This window comes from Pseudomonadota bacterium, from assembly GCA_039028935.1.
In the GTDB taxonomy this organism is placed as follows: domain Bacteria; phylum Pseudomonadota; class Gammaproteobacteria; order Steroidobacterales; family SZUA-146; genus SZUA-146.
In genome coordinates this window covers 89,452-106,781 of record JBCCHD010000012.1, presented here as the reverse complement: position 1 = coordinate 106,781, position 17,330 = coordinate 89,452, and the positions used below count along the sequence as shown (strand labels likewise).

The 17,330-nt window shown below is 54.8% G+C and carries 14 protein-coding genes and 1 tRNA gene; 12 read left to right on the top strand and 3 right to left on the bottom strand.

Annotated elements, in window-relative coordinates:
• Window positions 1-188, bottom strand: a 188-nt coding sequence (locus AAF465_08080; GenBank protein ID MEM7082676.1) for a hypothetical protein, incomplete at its 3' end; no start/stop codon positions are given.
• A 33-nt stretch (window positions 189-221) separates the two neighbouring features.
• On the opposite strand from AAF465_08080, the gene AAF465_08075 reads away from it, so the two are divergent.
• The 5 genes from AAF465_08075 (at window position 222) to AAF465_08055 (ending at window position 4,888) form a co-directional block, all read left to right on the top strand.
• Window positions 222-767 carry a hypothetical protein gene (locus tag AAF465_08075; GenBank protein MEM7082675.1) on the top strand — a complete coding sequence of 182 codons (546 nt, stop codon included), beginning with the start codon at window positions 222-224 and terminating at the stop codon, window positions 765-767.
• Window positions 764-1,714 carry a Type 1 glutamine amidotransferase-like domain-containing protein gene (locus AAF465_08070; GenBank protein ID MEM7082674.1) on the top strand — a complete coding sequence of 317 codons (951 nt, stop codon included), beginning with the start codon at window positions 764-766 and terminating at the stop codon, window positions 1,712-1,714. The genes AAF465_08075 and AAF465_08070 overlap by 4 nt, the downstream gene beginning before the upstream one ends.
• Entirely contained in the window at window positions 1,711-2,847 is a 1,137-nt protein-coding gene (locus tag AAF465_08065) for an alpha/beta hydrolase-fold protein (GenBank protein ID MEM7082673.1), read from the top strand. The genes AAF465_08070 and AAF465_08065 overlap by 4 nt, the downstream gene beginning before the upstream one ends.
• Window positions 2,848-2,921: 74 nt before the next feature.
• Window positions 2,922-4,166 carry a hypothetical protein gene (locus tag AAF465_08060; protein ID MEM7082672.1) on the top strand — a complete coding sequence of 415 codons (1,245 nt, stop codon included), beginning with the start codon at window positions 2,922-2,924 and terminating at the stop codon, window positions 4,164-4,166.
• Window positions 4,163-4,888 carry an alpha/beta hydrolase-fold protein gene (locus tag AAF465_08055; GenBank protein ID MEM7082671.1) on the top strand — a complete coding sequence of 242 codons (726 nt, stop codon included), beginning with the start codon at window positions 4,163-4,165 and terminating at the stop codon, window positions 4,886-4,888. The genes AAF465_08060 and AAF465_08055 overlap by 4 nt, the downstream gene beginning before the upstream one ends.
• 39 nt (window positions 4,889-4,927) lie before the next feature.
• Here AAF465_08055 and AAF465_08050 read toward each other — a convergent pair whose 3' ends face one another.
• Window positions 4,928-6,145: an ATP-grasp domain-containing protein gene (locus AAF465_08050; GenBank protein MEM7082670.1), complete on the bottom strand. Its 1,218-nt coding sequence runs from the start codon at window positions 6,143-6,145 to the stop codon at window positions 4,928-4,930.
• 124 nt (window positions 6,146-6,269) lie between these two features.
• Between AAF465_08050 and glgA the strand changes: the two genes are divergently transcribed.
• A complete protein-coding gene (gene glgA, locus AAF465_08045; GenBank protein MEM7082669.1) occupies window positions 6,270-7,730 on the top strand; it encodes a glycogen synthase GlgA in 1,461 nt (486 codons plus the stop codon).
• Complete coding sequence (locus AAF465_08040) at window positions 7,727-8,950, top strand: ATP-grasp domain-containing protein (protein ID MEM7082668.1); 1,224 nt, start codon at window positions 7,727-7,729, stop codon at window positions 8,948-8,950. The genes glgA and AAF465_08040 overlap by 4 nt, the downstream gene beginning before the upstream one ends.
• A 68-nt stretch (window positions 8,951-9,018) precedes the next feature.
• Here the strand turns inward: AAF465_08040 and AAF465_08035 are convergent, their stop codons facing one another.
• Window positions 9,019-11,613: a mechanosensitive ion channel domain-containing protein gene (locus tag AAF465_08035; protein ID MEM7082667.1), complete on the bottom strand. Its 2,595-nt coding sequence runs from the start codon at window positions 11,611-11,613 to the stop codon at window positions 9,019-9,021.
• 154 nt (window positions 11,614-11,767) lie between these two features.
• On the opposite strand from AAF465_08035, the gene AAF465_08030 reads away from it, so the two are divergent.
• From AAF465_08030 to AAF465_08010, 5 genes are all read left to right on the top strand, one after another.
• Window positions 11,768-11,858, top strand: a tRNA-Ser gene (locus AAF465_08030).
• Between the two features lie 75 nt (window positions 11,859-11,933).
• The gene (locus tag AAF465_08025) at window positions 11,934-12,917 is read left to right on the top strand and encodes a DUF1295 domain-containing protein (GenBank protein MEM7082666.1); all 984 of its coding nucleotides are present in this window, start codon (window positions 11,934-11,936) and stop codon (window positions 12,915-12,917) included.
• Between the two features lie 538 nt (window positions 12,918-13,455).
• Complete coding sequence (locus AAF465_08020; protein MEM7082665.1) at window positions 13,456-14,028, top strand: polysaccharide biosynthesis/export family protein; 573 nt, start codon at window positions 13,456-13,458, stop codon at window positions 14,026-14,028.
• 28 nt (window positions 14,029-14,056) lie between these two features.
• Window positions 14,057-15,295: a hypothetical protein gene (locus tag AAF465_08015; GenBank protein MEM7082664.1), complete on the top strand. Its 1,239-nt coding sequence runs from the start codon at window positions 14,057-14,059 to the stop codon at window positions 15,293-15,295.
• 24 nt (window positions 15,296-15,319) lie between these two features.
• A complete protein-coding gene (locus AAF465_08010; GenBank protein MEM7082663.1) occupies window positions 15,320-17,293 on the top strand; it encodes an SH3 domain-containing protein in 1,974 nt (657 codons plus the stop codon).
• The last annotated feature ends 37 nt before the right edge of the window (window positions 17,294-17,330 follow it).

The following is a 17,330-nucleotide window of genomic DNA, read 5'->3' as shown; positions in this document are numbered from 1 at the left end:
TCTTCTCCATCGATCTTACGCGGCAACATCACGCACCACTGAATCCAATCATTCTCCAGCACATCGAGGGGCGTTGGTGAGTAAACACTGATCGAGTGCCAGACCGGCTTACCCTGAATGACCACACTATCAAATGAATATTCCTGGCCACGTATGAATTCTTCGAATAGGGTTGGGCGGTCTGGCACTCGATCAGTGTTTACTCACCAACGCCCCTCGATGTGCTGGAGAATGATTGGATTCAGTGGTGCGTGATGTTGCCGCGTAAGATCGATGGAGAAGATTTTGACGCGATACGGGACGCGGGTTTTGCGGCGGTAGACGCTCTCGGTTTGGACACGGGTCTTAGCCATATGGAGTGGTTTCGTGTGGCGGATAATCGCATCGCGATCTCGGAAGTCGGTGCCCGACCGCCGGGTGCACAAATCACGTCACTGTTGTCGTACGCGCATGATCTCGATTTTTACCGGGCCTGGCCGCGGCTCGTGGCGTTTGGTGAATTCCACCCGCCCGAGCGAACCCATGCGGTGGGTGCCGCGTATCTGCGAGGGCAGGGCGGCCGGCGCGTGCGCCATGTGCAGGGATTGGACCGCGTGCAGCGCGAGGTGGGCGACGTGGTGGTCGAAGCCAAGCTCCCTCAACGCGGCCAACCGCGCAGCGACAGCTATGAGGGTGACGGCTACGTCATCGTGCGGCACCCCGACACGCAGGTCGTCGATCGGGCGCTACGTTATATTATCTCGACCATTCGGGTGGAAACGGAATGAGTGGCGCTCGGCGTCTGCTGCTCGGCCCTCAGCGACCAACCATTAACTTGGATGCGGCCATGGAACGGGCGAATCTGGGCGCCGACGATGTGGCGGTAATTTCGGCCGCCTGGCAAGAGGCGGAGGGCGACATTGATGACGTGCGTGCGCTGACGCGTTGTCCCTTGTTCGACTTACAGATCTATCGACGCGCAGAAGCGTTGTTTCTTTCGGACGATGCGCTGCGCGAAGCCCATTCGATTCGGCAGCGTCGTCTCAAGCAACAGCAGTCGTTGTATCGACTACGATTAAAGCAACTCACTCTCGCCGCGCGCGAAATCCTGACGGCCAATGGCGATGCGGACGCCATTGCCGAAGAGCGTCGCCATGCCATTTCTCAGCTTCGCGCACTCGACCGCCATCATGTTAGGCAGATGGATAAGATTCATGCTGAATTCAACGAGCAGTTTAATGTGGATTCGTATGCCGAGCTCCGACGCTATGTAGACGCCATTCGAGAGGATCTGGCGAGGTGTTCGGGCGTTCTCATCACGGGCGGTAATGTGATGGTGTTACTCAATCGACTTCAGCTTTTTGGCATGGGCTCGTTACTACACGACAAGCCGTTGATCGCTTGGTCAGCGGGCGCAATGGTGCTGACCGAACGAATTGTTTTGTACCATGATCGTATGCCGCAAGGTCGGCGCGAACCAGAGATTATTAGTCGCGGATTGGGTGTGCTGCCGGAGATTGTGTTGCTACCTGATGCGCGCAATCGACTCGACACGGGACGCGCAGCGCACATTGGTTTGTTTAGCCGTCGATTTTCGCCGGCCGTTTGTCTAACGCTCGATAGCGGTTCGTTAATACAGGTTGAAGACGGTCGATATACCGACAGCATTGCGGTTAACACCTTTTCGCGAGACGGCAACTTGTCACCTGTCAACGCACTGGCCAAGCGCGCATGAATCGCGAGCTCGAGAAACTACTGGCCGGCAAGCCACCTTCGACCACCAAAATCGATAAGTGGATTCGCCGAACGACGTTTCCGCTTATCGACGGCGATAGCGTAACGTTTGTGTTTCGCGGTGCGGCTGATGCGGTTTACGTACGCTGTTGGATTTCTGGGCTCGATACCGCGCAGCCATTTGAGTCGCTGGAAGGAACCGATCTTTGGGCGGCGACAATGCAGTTGCCCAAAGGCTCGCGCATCGAGTACAAACTCGACGTTTCGCGTAGTGGTCAAAACGAGTTGATACTCGATCCGCTTAATCCGGTCACAGCGCGCGACCCATTTGGTGCAAACTCAGTGTGCCGCGGCGCGGGCTATAAACGACCCGCGTGGTCACTCTACAGCGAGGAGTCGCGCAAGGGATCTTTGCATGTCAATCGAATAAACAGCGAGGCGTTTGGCGAGGAACGTGAATTTCAAGTGTACTTGCCGGCCACGTTCCGTGAGAATCGTCGCTATCCACTTTTGATCGTGCACGATGGTATCGATTACTTGCGGTATGCCGATTTCAAGAACGTCCTGGACAATCTGACACATAAATTAGAAATACCCCCAATGGTCGTGGCACTGATCCAGTCGCCCGATCGCATTCGGGAGTATGCCGGCTATTCACCCCACGCCACGTTTGTCGCTAAAGAGCTGCTGCCTTTTTTAACCGAACAGTATCCGCTGCTTCCAGAGGTTGAATCGCGATGCGTCATGGGGGCTAGTTTTGGTGGTGTCGCATCGTTGCACGTGGCCTGGCAGTACCCGGATCTCTTCGGTTCCTTGCTGTTGCAGTCAGGATCGTTTGCTTTTAGCGACATTGGTCGTCATCGGCGAGGCGAAGTGTTTGATCCGGTTGTGGCGTTTGTAAACGCGTTTCGCGAGGATGCCACACGACCTGTGCGGCGGGTCTACATGAGTTGCGGTGTGTATGAGTCGTTGATTTATGAGAACCGCTCAATGGTCCCGCATTTACAGTCAAAGAACGTCGACGTGCGGTTTGAGGAAGCCCGCGACGCACACAACTGGGAAAACTGGCGGGATCGCCTTCGCACGGGTTTGTCGTGGATCATGCCGGGTCCCGGCTGGATGGTTTACGAATAGAGTCGACAAAGTACGCGAACGTCATGTTGTCCTGCTATAGTAATCGCTGTTGCTGACCACGGATTGTGATCGTTATGCCAAAAGAAACTCGCTATATCGGTTTGTCGTTGGGTGCTGATATTTGCTGGCCCATCTGTTACGAGTCGCTGCTCAAAGAGCTGGATTTGTCGATCAAGATTGGAAAGAACACGCTGTCGTTTGAGAGCGAGCGTGTGGCCATCGAGCCATTTGATCTGATGCAGCCGTGCAAGTATGACGTGGTAATCGATCGGCTGACTCATTGGTATCACACCTCGCGCGAGTGGATAAAGAAGGCCATATTAATAAACGATTTGTACGTGTTTAATAGCCCTTGGACGCTGCAGTCCATGGAAAAACAGACCTCTTACTGCGCCATGATGCGACTTGGTTTTCCAATTCCCCGTACATGGCTGATACCGCCGAAGGCCTATGAGAATTCCGAAGACCTGGAGCCGACACTGCAGCGCTACGCAAAGATGTTTGACTTACCCAGTATTGGCGATCAGATCGGCTATCCGCTGTTTATGAAACCGTACGATGGGGGTGCGTGGGTCGGTGTCACAGCGATTCACGACAGCGAGTCCTTGATGAAGGCGTATGACGCCAGCGGCACGCGGGTAATGAATTTACAAGAGGGCGTGGTGCCCTTCGACATTTTCGTTCGCTGTGTTGGGATGGGGCCTCAGTTTCGATGCGTTAATTACGATCCCGATGCACCACTGCATGATCGCTACCGAATGGAAACGGATTTTCTTACGCCTGAGCAAGAGAAGCGTCTGCAAGATATGACGATGGTTATCAATGCTTTTTTCGGGTGGGACTTTAATTCATGCGAGTCTTTGCTGAGCAACGGTGAGTGGCGGCCAATCGATTTTGCCAATGCCTGTCCCGATTCGCAGGTCACATCGCTGCATTTTCATTTCCCGTGGCTGATTAAGGCTAATCTCCGCTGGTCTGTCTATTGTGCGGCAACGAAGCGCCGGGTTCGCACTGGCCTAAATTGGGACAAGTATTTTCGTATTGCGGATAAAGACTGGTCGTTTGATGAAAAACTGGTCGAGTACGTCAACATTGCGCGCACACATTTTGAAGTGGAGAAATTTGAAGCGTTTTGCGACCGACATCTCGATCATCTCGATGACATTGCCCATCGGTATTTCGCGTCCGCGTCGGTCAAAGAGGCGATTCGTGAAAAAGTCGAGTCGCTCTATCCTGAGCACGAGCACGAAGAATTTACTGAGCTCTTTTGGAGTCGTATCCAGGCGTGGCGCGACTTCGACGCAGGACAGCGCGCATGAAAGACACCACGCATTGGTACTCGAGCAATGTACAACGCGAGATGCGCTTGGTTCGCTGGGGTCATTACGGCACACCGGTTCTCCTGTTTCCGACCGCCGGCGGTGACGCGGAGGAGATTGAACGATTTTTGATGATCCGGGTACTTCAGCCGCTCATCGATGCGGGTCGAATTAAGGTCTATTCCGTCGATAGTATTGCTGGCGAAGCTTGGTTTTCAGGTAGAGAGTCGGCCGAGTACTGCTCGCGGTTGCAAAACCGTTTTGACGCGTTTATTTACGAAGAGGTTACAGCGGCTATTCGCACGGACTGTCGGTCGAACGAGATTGAGATTGTGACGGCCGGCGCGTCGATCGGTGCGTTTAATGCGGTTGCGACGTTGTGCCGTCATCCAGACGCCTACAAACTGGCGATTGCGATGAGCGGCACATACGATCTGTCCAAGTATCTCGAGGGCAGTTTTAACCAGGACTTTTATTTTTCATCTCCGTTGCACTATTTGCCCGATCTGGAGGGACCGATGCTCAAGGCGCTTCAGTCTCGCTTTGTGCTGATGCCAACCGGTGAAGGGGACTATGAAGATATTGGACAGTCCTGGCGTATCGCGAATCTTCTTGGCGCCAAGGGCGTGCCGAACCGGGTTGATTCGTGGGGGGCGGACTATCATCACGACTGGATCACTTGGCGTGCAATGCTGCCCAAATACCTTGAAGAGTTAGCCTAACGCATGGGTGTCGTACTGTGTGCTCGCGCGCCCGGACACTTACTCAGCGAAAAGATGAAGGTCCGACCCGACTTTGTCGGCCATGTCGAGCGTCGTCTGTAGATCGGGATGACGTAACATGATGAAACCGTCCGACACCAACGTTTTACGCCAATCGCGCCGGTGTTTTCCCGGCGGCAATAACGTGTTCCACACCACATGCTCACCAAACTCTCGCTGCAAAACATCCGCGCCTTCCACGTGACTAATGCGGCCCACGCCACGCGCTCGTTTGTAGATGGTCGCCACATTGTGGTGTCGCCCGAATGGTTCGCGTAACACGCCCTGCGAGATCGCTTGGCCCCACGCTTTAAACACGTCGAAATCGCACGCGAATTTCATTTGATCGACTTGGTGCGCGCCGGGAGGCCGTCCGCCAATCTCACCAAATACCACTTCACCATCCGCCTTTTTATACCATTCCATATGCGTAAAACCGGTACCAAACGCCAGAGCACGCAGCACCTCGTGACCCATGCGCACGCCCTCTGCGAGCGTGTCACTCTCCACGTCGCGCAACGCGATCACCTGAGGGCTAATCCACTCATTGCTGCGGGCAACGAGAGGGCGCGGGCGGTACCACGCGATGTTGTGGAAGGCGATCTCGCCGTTGATACTGATGGTGTCGAACGTGTATTCCTCGCCGTCGATAAATTCTTCAATGCTGATAGTTGGGACGTGTCGCAAACGCGGTAACACGTCGCGCAATTCGTCGGGTGTATTCACCCGATAGGTATCCGCCGATCCTGCGCCATCAATCGGTTTGAGAATGACGGGAAAACCAATTTCTTCAACGGCTTCCCAGCAGCCCGCCACACTGTCTACCGCTCGGTGTCGCGGTGTGCGAATTCCCGCTCGATCGAGAGCGACTTTCATCGCCTCTTTATCGCGGAACAGTCGAGCGTGTTCGGTTGTCGAGCCTGGCGTACCGAAGTGTTCTCGAAGTTCGGCGGCTAGCATGATGCCGGGCTCCCAGAGGCACTCGATGCTGTCCAGCGTATGGCCGCGAAGCGCGTCGGTAAGCGATCGGATGACCTCTCTTGTATCCCAAAGAGTGCGCACCTGGACATATTTGCTGAGTGCAGCCTTAACTTGATCAGGTAGGGCGCCGCCGGGCTGATCGCCCACTCCGAAGACACGTGCGCCGCTTTCAGACAGCCCGCGAGCAAACTCGGGCATATCGGCCGGGTAACCCGGAGAGATCATCAGCACATTCATAACAGCGTTTACCCTGTTGCCAAAATAGTTTTGAGATGGTGCGCGCGGTCTCGATAAAAGCGGACAGCACATTGCTTCTGCGTGTAGAATACCACGCAATACTCTCATTCGAATGACTCACGCTGTGGCACCATCTCCGCTAAAAATCTGTCTGGCGAGTTCCGAGTTCGCGCCGCTTGCCAAGACCGGTGGTCTTGCCGATGTCAGTGCGGCACTGTCCGCGTATCTTCACCAGGCCGGTCATGATATTCGCGTACTGATGCCGCGTTACGCCACGCTCAACCTCGACGGATTGGCTGCTAGGCCGGTCGACTTTTTGCAAAACATCTCTGTGCCGATTGGTCCTTGGGATATCGAGTACAGCATCGATTACGTCACGCTACCGGACAGTGGCCTCACTATTTATCTGCTGCGCTGCCCGGTTCTTTACGATCGCCCAGGGCTCTATACCAACGATGACGACGAGCATCTGCGTTTCGTTTTGTTGTCTCGTGCGGCCATAGAGATGTGTCAGCGCATGGGGTTTGCGCCCGATGTGTTTCATTGCCACGACTGGCATACGTCGCTTGTTCCGCTTTATTTGCGCAGTATTTATGCGTGGGACAGTTTGTTTACTAAGACCAAATCGGTTCTCACGATTCATAACATCGGTTATCAAGGTGTGTTTGACCGGTCGGTACTCAATGATCTCCATCTTGGCGAGCACGCGCATATGCTTCACCAGGATGACCTCAATGCGGGTCGTATTAATTTTCTCAAGACCGGTTTGCTCCACGCCGATGCGCTCACAACCGTGAGTCCCACGTATGCCCGAGAGATTCAAGGCGAGGAGTACGGGATGGGCCTAGACGGCGTATTGCGTGCGCGGTCCGACCGGCTCGTCGGTATTCTGAATGGGGTCGACTATGGTGAGTGGGATCCGGCTGTCGACAAGCGCATACCGGCGAACTATACATCGGATGATTTGTCCGGGAAGCGTCTCTGTAAAACCGAGCTCATGAGACAAATGGGGCTTGACGTCGATCCCGATCGACCGCTCGTCGGCATTGTGACCCGACTCGCATCGCAAAAGGGGATTGTGCTGATGCAGGGAGTGTTGCCGGCATTGCTTGCTCGGCGCCCGTTTTCAGTGGTGGTGTTGGGAAGTGGAGAGCCCCAGTACGAAAGGTTTTTTGAGGCGCTTCAACAGGCGGCACCTGGCGCCGTGTGTTTTTATCGTGGCTACAATGAAGATTTGGCGCATACGATCGAAGCCGGTAGCGACATTTTTCTCATGCCGTCTGCCTATGAGCCGTGTGGCTTGAATCAGATGTACAGTCTCAAGTACGGCACTGTCCCGGTCGTAAGACGAACCGGAGGATTGGCCGACTCTGTTGTGCAAATCGATCCCTCGGCGGGCACCGGCACTGGCGTTGTTTTTGATCACTACGACGAGTCGGGGTTGGCGTGGGCGCTTAATCGTACGCTCGATCTGTATGAGCGCACCGAGTTATGGCGGCGCCTCATGCGCAATGGCATGCAGCAAGACTTTTCTTGGCAACGACAGGGTGAGCGCTACGTGTCGCTGTTTAGGTTACTAAAATGAACATCATTTTTATTGAGCCGTCTTTTCCAAGCAATCAACGCGAATTTGTGCGTGCGCTCCATGCCGCTGGCGCCAACGTCATTGGTATTGGCGAACGCCCAAGAGAGTACCTCGATGCTGAAACTAAGCATTGGCTTAGCGAATATGTGCAGGTGGCATCAGTTGTACATGAGCCATCTCTACTCGAGGCTGTGCGCGGTATTCAAAGCAAAGTATGGGTTGACCGTATTGAGGCGACTGTCGAAGCACACATCATGCCGGTGGCGAAAGTGCGCGAGGCGACAGCCATTCCCGGCACGTCGGTAAAAACGGCCTTTTTGTGTCGCGATAAGCCAGCGATGAAAGACGCGCTGCGCAATGCAGGCATCCCCTGCGCGCAGTCGACGCGAGCACGAACCCCGGAGGATGCCCGTGCGTTTGCCGACAGCGTCGGTTATCCGCTCATTGTTAAGCCACCAGATGGAGCCGGTGCGTCCGGAACGTTCAAACTCAACAGTGACGGCGACCTTGAGCGGGTGATCATTGAATCGGGACTGGCCGATGGTCATGCGGTCGCGATCGAGGAGTTTATAGAGGGCCATGAGGGGTTTCTTGATACCTTGACGATTAATGGCGAAGTGCAGCACGAGTTCATTACGCACTACTTTCCTAATGTGCTGGAAGCGATGCGGGAACGCTGGATATCGCCTCAGATGGTGGCAACCAACCGCATTGATGAGCCCGGCTACAGCGAAGTGCGCGAATTGGCACGTAAGGTTATTAAGGCACTGGATATCGAAACGTCGGCAACGCACATGGAGTGGTTCTTTGGGCCAAAAGGCCTCAAGTTTTCTGAGATTGGTTGTCGTCCACCAGGAGTTGGGCAATGGGATGTGTATAACGCCGCAAACGATTTTGATCTGTATTTCGAGTGGGCCTGTGCGTTAACGCACGGCAAGGTGCATACCGCCCCATCGCGACGCTATGCGGCGGGCATGATCGCCTTGCGCCCTGATCGAGACGGCCATATTGTGGGCTACTCGGGCGTTGAGCACGTCACGCAAAAATACAATGATCGAATTGTCGCGGCACATCTACCCAATCCGGGTACGCCCACGCAGCCGGTGGAAGCCGGCTACATGGCGAATGCGTGGCTGCGTGTGCGCCACCCCGACTATGATTCGCTGCGCCACATACTCAACGACATCGGTGAAACACTGAAGGTGCATGCGCGCGGGTGATGGGTCGGTTAACCGACTGGGGAGTCTCGTTGTCGCGCTAGTTGATCGACCTAACGGGCAGGTCGGTGTTACTCAGGTCGGTTGTCGGTTTTGTTGGGCGTATCGACATCGTCTTTCGATTCTTCCGATGCGGCATCATCCACACGCTCAGACGGCGATTCAGCCGGCAAGTCCGACGGCTTTTCCTCCTCAAATTCGGCATCGACGCCTACGTGGACATCGTTCGACCAGGATTTAATGTGCAGGTCGCGTTGTGGAAACGGAATCTCAATACCCGCCTCTCGAAACGCCTTGTCGATGGCGAAATTTAGATCGGACGAAACCAAAAAGCGTTTTTCGATTTGACGGAGCCACACGCGTAGTTCGAAATCCAATGAACTATCGCCAAAGTTCATGAACAGCGCGCGTGGTTTAGGCGTCGGGCCTTTGTCGAGAACTTCCGGGTGATCGGCGGCAACGCGTTCGAGAATATCTCGGACTTTCTCAGTGTCCGAGCCATACGCCACGCCCACCACCAGTCGCAAACGCCCGTGGGTATCGTGCAGCACCCAGTTTGTAACCTGCGTCGATACCAGTTCTGAGTTCGGCACAATAACCGTTTGCCGATCGAGTGTTTCGATTTCGGTCGAACGAATTCGGATCTGTTTTACGCTGCCTTCCAGCGCACCGACGCTGACATAATCGCCCGCTTTGATCGGGCGTTCGAATAACAGGATAAGTCCGGATACAAAATTACTGACGATATTTTGTAGACCAAAACCAATACCCACGGACAGCGCACCGACAACGATGGCAAGACTCTTGAAGTCAACGCCTGCCGTAGTGAGGCCAACCACCGTGGCTATCACGAAGCCGACGTAACCGCTCAGCGTGACGACGGCGTCACGCGAACCACGATCCATGCCGGTGTCGCGGAGCCAGCGAGTGCTGAGCCGTGCTTTGATCCACGTGGTAATGAGCAGTATCAAACCGAAAACGCCAAGGCCGATGAGCATATCGGTGAGTACGAGCGTTGCGTCGCCACCCAGGGGAATGCCTTGCGCGAGCTGATTGCGAAGGGAGGGCAACCAGTTGCCGGTGGTGTCCCAAGCCGAGATAAGAATGGCGGCAAACCAAATCCACAGCACGAAATTTAGAATTAGCCTTATCCAACCAAGTTCGGCGCGGGTTTCGGATGGCCGCATACCCATCCAGCTGCGCATCTGATAGCTCAGCGTGCTTGTGCCGTGGGTGAGTCCCCGCATAAGCGAGCGGATTATCCACAGTACCGTCCACAGCACCAATCCTGCGCTGAGTGAGATCAGGCTTGCCGTCAAAAGATGGTTGGTGAGATTGCGGTAGCCGCTGAACTCGGCGATCACGGCGGCAAGTGCAGCGAGCGTCAGCAATATGCGAAGTGGTAAGAGTTTGCCGCGCATCGACGGCAGTTCGCGTGCTGCGGCCAGTAACCATAGCAATGCCGTGGCTAAGAACAACACGACGAATGCGCGCAGCAACAGATGGGACTGACTCGCGCTATCAGAAAACGCACCAAAACCCAGCGACACCAATGCGACGAGTGTTGAGACAACCAACAAGAGCAGTCGACGCTCGATAAGCGGGGGTAGATCCGGCGACGCCAAAAAATCTGCCCCTGGCGAATAGGGCCCGATAATCCATCGGATCACAATATGGCCCATGGCCAGAAGAAGAATCGCCACGGACAATCGAAACAACAGTGATTCAACGGCGTCTGGTGCGAAGTAAATAAACAGCATGGCCGAGCTTGCGATGCCAAAGAGTAACCAACGCAAATAATCATGGCTGTGGCGGGCGAGTACCGTGAGCAGCGTCGGCTCGCCGCCACGTCCGCGTTGCTGTTGGCTCCAGCGCAGCATCCAGTTGCCCAGTAACCAGCCAACCAACCAACCCAACACCGCGACGCTGATCAGCCGCACGAGTCGCCCATCGCTGAGTCGACCGCGCTCCAACTCGTGCGAGAACGCGGTTTGTAGCTCGTCGTAGACGTGTTGAGGTTGTTTGATGGCCGCCAGCAACTGCGTAAAAAACCGTGGCCCTTGGCTACCCAGTCGCGCCGCGCTCAGGGCTTGTTGTGTGTTCGCCGCGCGGGTAGCGATGCGCTCTGAGCGCAAAATCAAGAACCGGCATTCTTTTACCCGCACGGTAAGCTGTGTGATTGCATTAGCAATGTCGAGCTGGCGCAGATCAAAGTCATTCGCTTCCTCGACCGAGTCTTTGGGGGGATCGTCTGTCTCGGTGGATTCCGGTTCTTCCGGCGGTACGGGATCTGCCCCCAGCAGCGCCAGGTCTGACTCAAGCTGTTCGATTTTGGCTTCTTCGGCATCGATGCAGCTTTGTGCTTCGGCACGATAGGTGGCTGCCTGCGTCTTAACGCGCGCCGCTAGTGTTTCATCGATATCGGTACGGTCAAGCGCCTGTTCCAGCATATCCAACCGCTGCTCCCAGCTGGCAAGCTGCTCGTCGGAGTTGATCGGCTGATCGGTTTGGGCACTGACGATCGGCGGCAAAAGGGTGGCGAGGAGTGTCGCGAGAATGGCAAAAGGCGCGAAGAGGCGAGGCGCGAGATCGAGAGAGAGGATCGTCGCAGGGTCGCAATCCCGCTGCAGCGCAGCCCGGGGCGAGGCGATAAGCTCGGTCAACATGACGCGAGTGTACTGACTTGTTATGCAAAAACCCAGTTCAGAAAACAGGCGAATGAGTGCGGCTGGGTATCCTCTTGTCGACGCGCCTGAAGAAAAAAGTCGTTGATACTTTCGCCAACTCCAGCGAAAATGCGCGAGAAGTAGCGCCTACGCCGGAGAGGTGGCAGAGCGGTTGAATGCACTGGTCTTGAAAACCAGCAAAGGTTTGTAGCCTTTCGAGGGTTCGAATCCCTCCCTCTCCGCCACTTCCCATTTCGTGATCGAATCGGCTTGATCAGACCACATGGTTCGTTCGGGCAATAGTCGAGTCGTCCACCGCAATGCGTCGGATTGGCGCCTCTGACGGGTTGCCATTCCCACGCGACTCCCCCGACTTCGGTGACTACGAGTTGAAATACCTCTCGATTCTCATTCCCTTTGTTCTTGGTCTGACTGTTCTTTTGCTCAGCGAGGCGCTGGCGGCCGCGGCGTTCGTTAATGCGCTGTGCCAAGGCGTGTTGTTTGCGCTGGTTGTGTGTCTGCCGCTCTATCGCACTGAGCGAATGTCTTACGTCGACATTGGCTGGCCGCTGGGTATTGTCTTGATTGGGTTGGTGACGGTGGCGGTAATGGACGGTCATGGGCCACGAGTATGGTTAATCGGCGCGATCTATCTATTTATCGGCGCCAGAATGGGGTTCATGGCCCTGCGACACTGGTGGTCGGGCCACCTCACGGTGGAATTACCCCGTTATGCGTATCAGCGGCGACGATGGAAAAAGGCCGGAAAAGCCAACACGATGTTGGCGGCCCAGACCGAGGTGATTGCTCAGGGCGCATTCAACGCCTCGTTTCTTGCCTTTCCAGCCCTGATTATCGCGGCAAATCCTGCGCCGACTTTCTCAATGTTAGAAGGAGTGGGGATATCCATTTGGCTGCTCTCGTTCGCATTCGAGGAAATCGCGGATCGACAAAAACGCCGATTTATCCGGGTGCAGCGGCGAGTGGGTAGTGCAGACAGCGTGTGTGACATCGGCCTTTGGGCGTATAGCCGTCATCCCAACTACTTTGGACAGTGGATGGGCTGGAACGGTCTGCTGATCGCCGCCATTCCCGCCTGGCTATCACTGTATCGGCACGAATCCTTACTGGTCTGGGTCGGTCTTGGTGCCGGTGCCGCTTTGGTGTCCTACTACATGTACAACACGCTGGTTTATTATTCGGGTGCGGTGCCATCTGAATATTATTCGGTCCAGAAACGCCCCGCGTATGCCGATTATCAGCAGCGCACCCGTCGATTTTTTCCACTGCCGAAGGACCGATAGTCGCATCGGCGAGCTGGCTATTTGCACTGCGAAACCGATGGTGCGGGCGCGCGCGAATCGGGTTGAACTCGCGGACCCGCCGACACCCTAAGGAAGGGAGCGGGTTCGACAGCGAAGCAGGTTATGTCCGATGTGGCGGGCCGATGTTGTCGAACCGCTTTACACCCTACAATTCAACACTTTAAGTAAAGTCGATAACTAACTGAAAAATAAAAATATTAAGCTTTTGGCTTGAATCCTGCAAAGAGATGGGCAAGGCGAGCATCGAGCATACGGCGCCGCCCAGACTGACCCGTATAACGTCCTATAACAATGCCACCACCCGGCGCCGGTCAGCACCATCGAATGGGGGATTCTGAGCGTTTAGACGGCGAGAGATGCGGCTGTCTGTTCGGAGTGTGACCGAATTGTCCGATTTCTGCCCTGAAGCACTGATATATTGTGCGGCCGGAGATACTTTCGGTTGCAAGCGGTACGGGGTTTCGATACCCTTTCGCGCTTGGTTTTTCAATAAGTTACTGGCTCTTTTGGAGGAAAAATGAAACGCATGTTTGCTCTCGAAAAATCGTGGAAACTGTGCCTTTTCGCGGGCTTTCTGGCGATGATTAGCAGCGCTCAGGCGCAGGAAGAATACAAACTCAATGCCGGTGACATTTTATTAGTGTCCGTGTGGAAAGAAGAAGAACTGAATCGCGAAGTATTGGTACGGCCGGACGGCGGCATCAGTTTTCCGCTCGTCGGACAAGTGCAAGCGGCGGGACGTACGACTGAGGAAGTGCAGCAGAGTGTCGTGGCCAAGCTGTCTGAGTTCGTGCCCGATGCGGTGGTGACCGTCGCGGTGTTAAGCACCAATGGCAACAAAGTGTATGTGCTGGGCAAAGTGGCGCGTCCAGGTGACTTTGTCATCAACAAGCAGTTAGATGTGATGCAAGCGTTGGCGTTGGCCGGTGGTCTGACCACATTTGCCGCCGAGAATAAAATCCGTGTGCTGCGTCGCGATGCAAACGGTAATCAGATCGCTATCCCGTTTCGCTATGGATCGGTGAAAGACGGTAATTCGCTTGACTCCAACATTGTCTTACAGAGCGGGGACACGGTAGTTGTTCCGTAACGCTTACAGTTTTCCCGAGTCGCGAGTCGTGCGTTGGTCAAGGCTTGTGCTGGCGTTTGCCGGCGCCGGCGTAACGCTGCCGCTCGCGGCGGCCGAATTCGTGCTGGAGCCATCGTTTAATTCTCGTCTCACTCAGAACGACAACCTACTGATGAGCCCAGACGATCGTCGCATTGAGACGTTTCTACTCGAGCTGTCGCCGCGTCTGCGGGCCAGTGCATCGGCCGAGAAGTGGCGAGTGACCCTCGATACGCGCGTCACGCTCGAACGGTTCGACGATGATGAATTCGACTTTGACAATCAGAATGTCAGTCTTCAAATGACACGGCGTACCGAAACGCTGAGCTTCAACTTTGTCGCCCAAAACGCACGACAAAACACGCGCGGAACCGAGCTGCAGGAGTTAGGGGTGATCGGTTTTGAGGTGGATCGACGCGACAGTCAGTATTTTCGCCCTTCGGTAACCTGGACCATGAACCCCACCAATCAGCTTACCGTCGGCGGCTCGTTTTCGAATGTCCATTTCGATGGCTTTTCGTTTAGCGATTACGACTACTACACGGCGGATGTGTCGTGGGCGCATCAGTGGGACGAAAAAACACGATTTGACATCACTGCATTTGGCAATGAGTACCAATCCGCTCCGCCCACCGCGATGATCGACTCCTTTTTCGCGTGTGTTTTCGGCTTCGACGGCATTGACCGCTTTGACTCCGAAACGCTCGGCATCAGTGTCGGTTTCAATCGACAGTCGTCGACAAAACTCAGTTACCGCGGATCTGTTGGTTATCGAGACGTGACGAACGAGAATGAGCGACGATGCCGCGAAATTGATAACTCACTGCGCATTATTCAAAGCGAAGGGAAGTCGGACGGTTTTGTTCTCGATACAGGGCTCACCTATCAAGGGGAAACCTACGGCGTCGACTTTTCGCTTGCCCGAGAAGTGACGCCAGCTGGCCTGAACTTCTTAACCGAGCGTGACAGTTTCACACTCAATGTGACCTATCGATTTACCGAGAAGTTGACCGGCTCTTTGTTGGTGGCCGGCTTTGAAACGGCATCGATTGACGAGAGTATTCCTTTTGAGCGCGATGGCTTGCGTGTCGGCCCGCGTGTTATTTGGCAAATTGACAACAAGCTGAGCGTGAATGGCGGCGTGCTCTACCGAACGTTTGAATCGTTGACCGTCAGTGGTCGACGCGAAGGCATCAATATTTTTGCTGGTTTTAACTACCGATTTACGCCAACCCGATTTTCTCGATAATTCAGAAATTAACCGGAACCCAAGATGGAATTACAAGAACGAACGAATTCGCTGCGTGACTACATCAGCATCGTTAAGCGTCGCAAGACGCAAATGCTGATCACGTTTTTGTCGCTTATGGCACTCACGCTGATCATTACAATCGGACTGCCCTCGGTATACCGGTCGACCGCTACTATTTTGCTGGAAGAGCAGGAAGTAGATGACGATTTTGACAGCCGTCGTTCGACGACCGAATACGCCGACGCTCGAGTCTATAAAGTTCAACAGCGTGCGCTCACTTCGGTCAATCTTTCGGCAATCATCGATGAGTACGATCTGTACCGGGACGATATCGAGCGATTGCCTCGCAGTGAAATTATCGAGGAGATGCGAGAAGACATTCGGCAAGACTTGGTGAGTGCCGATGTAATCGATCCTCGCAGCGGTCGCCCAACACGCGTAACGATCGCATTCGATCTGAGTTTTGATCATCGCAACGCGGTGATGGCACAGAGAGTGGCCAATGCGTTGGTCACGCTGTATCGCACCGAGAACGAATCTCAGGGCCTTGCCGATGCGAACCAAAAGGTATCGTTCTTTGAGGAGCAGGTGGAGAAAACCAACCGGGAAGTGCTCGATCTTGAGGAGCGATTAGCCCGCTTCAAGGCTGAGAACGAAGGCGCGTTGCCCGAGTTCGTGCCATTAATCATGCAGCTCATGCAAAAGACAGAACGCGATGCGGGTGATGTGCAGCGTGAAGTGTCGGCACTGGAGCAGCAGCGCATTTTCCTTCAGTCATCACTGATTCAAACCGATCCGTTTTCGGGCGGTAATCCTCAGCTCGAGGCGATAACCGATCCGCGTGCGCAAATCGAGTTGACGCGCGGACAACTCCGCGCCGCCAAAGCAAGCTACGGCAACAATCATCCGGATGTGAGACGACTAGAGAAACAGTTGGCGACGCTCATTGCCGAGGCAGGGGGCGATGCGGGCCAAGACCTGAGCGCGCTCAATGATCAAATTCTAGAGGCCGAAGCGCAATTGGCCGTGGCGCGTCGCGATTACAGCGACGAGCACCCGGAAGTAAAACGATTGCAGCGGCAGCTTGAGTCGCTGGAAGCGGATCGCTCCACCGCCATGACAACCAGCTCAAGACGTAAAGTCATCACGGCGTCGAGCGTCCGCGAGAGCATAAACGTGCGTGCCGAGGCGTCTTCTGGTTCGGCCATCGTTGGCGCGTTCCTCAAGGGTGACGAAGCAACGTTGATCGATTCGAACGCGGGCAACTGGGCGAGAATTCGATTGGGTGATGGTACCGAGGGATTTGTCAGCAAACGTCTTATTAACGAAGTGTCCACTCGGCAGGAAAATCGCAATGGCGAAGAGATTCCGACGAATCCGGCCTACATCAATCTGCAAGCCAATCTCGCGCAAGTGCAGACGAAAATGGGCTCGCTGATGGGCACGCTGGAAGATCTGAATGGCAAAGCGCAGGAATACCAAAATATTTTGAGCAAAGCGCCGCTGGTTGAGCGCGAATTTTCCGCCATTATGCGTGATCTCACCGACCGCCGCGCCCTGCTGCAAAACTACAAAGCCCAACTGGGGCAGTCGCAGTTCGAAGAAGATGTGATTCTCGGCCAAAAAGGTCAGAAGTTCACCCTCATCGAGCCGCCAATTGCGCCCACATCCGCACACTCGCCTAATCGCGTTGCGCTGTTGTTTTTGGGGCTCGTTTTGTCGATGTTCGGTACGATCGCTGCGGCGGTAATCGCCGAGAGCCTCGACAGCGCTGTGCGCAAAGCGGTTGACCTCACCGATGTGGCCGGCTCGGCGCCTCTGGCATCGATTCCTGTCATTGCCAATCGACGCGATCAGTCTAAGTCTCGACGGAATTGGGCGCTGATTGGAGCAGGCATACTGGTTGGGATAATCATACTGTTGATCGTGATTCATTTTGCGTTCAGACCACTGGATGTGCTGTGGTTTACGATACTTAGAAAACTCGGTTTCTGATTTTTATATGACGCTCAACGAGCAATAAGGGCAAGGC